1 protein-coding gene and 1 pseudogene are annotated in these 979 nt (G+C 40.9%); both read right to left on the bottom strand.

Going from position 1 to position 979, the window contains the following annotated elements; translation table 11 throughout:
- Positions 1–821: putative capsular polysaccharide synthesis family protein (locus tag R7Q11_RS25085; protein ID WP_225466868.1), on the bottom strand; the 821-nt coding region annotated here is incomplete at its 3' end.
- Between the two features lie 18 nt (positions 822–839).
- A pseudogene (locus R7Q11_RS25080) lies at positions 840–979 on the bottom strand (ligase); the annotation flags it as partial.

The following is a 979-nucleotide window of genomic DNA, read 5'->3' as shown; positions in this document are numbered from 1 at the left end:
GTCCATGGAGTTTTTAACCACTTGGTTTTGAAAGCTTCTCGTTCTTGCTGCGAGTAAATATGGCGATAAAGCGGTAAGTCATACATGTAAAACAACTTAGAAAAATCGTAATGCTGTTTAAAGTATTGGTGGATGTTGGAATACCATTTGTTCTTTGCTTCATTGCTGTTTTTCAGAACAAAGTTGTCGATATTTAGGAAGTCTCCAATCTCTTTGTCAAGGGAACTCAGTTGCTCGCACTTAATGAGAATGACGCTGGCTTTGTCATTGTTGAACGTGAAAAATGGTTGAGTGTTATCGATCTCTTGGCGCATGACATCGATGCTGAAGTTACGTTTTAGCTCGTTATCGAACCAATCTGCGAAGTAGTTCAGGTTGATGTAGTTATCAAAGCAATGCTCGAGATGCTTGTAGGTCACTTCCATATCGCGGTGGATGGCATCGTTCTTTTTGCCTTCGATAAATTGCAGATGCAGATCTTGGAAAAAACGGGAGAAAACCGTCGCAATCGGGTCACGGATTAATGTAACGATCTTGATTTGCTCGCGCTTTTGCAAAATGCGCTTGCGTTGATTCAGAACCAAACGGTACATCGCGCGATTTTTAAAATCGAAGAATTTACTCACATCCTTTTTGTTGTGGTACATGTGAAATTCTTCATGATCGTCAAACGTGTGGATGTGATAGCTCGGAATGTTACGCGCTTCCAAAGTATGCTCGATAGACGATGAGCCCACTTTCCCCATTTGATACACCAAGACGAAGTTATCAGCCCGAAGTTCTCGGTTCTTTTCAAATTGTCGAGCGATAGAGTATTTCATTGATCAAATCCTTGATTATTAAAATTCGTGACTTTTATTGACTGGCAGCGAATGGATGACTGTCTGAGGTTCTGGTGTTCGTTTTCGACTGATCATAACTGGCAACAAAAGTATCAAAATGATGGTGGTATTTACGGCAACGAAGAACACCATGATGA

Source organism: Vibrio sp. 970, from assembly GCF_033339075.1.
Note: the sequence above shows the minus strand (reverse complement) of the source record. Positions and strands in the feature narration are given on the sequence as shown.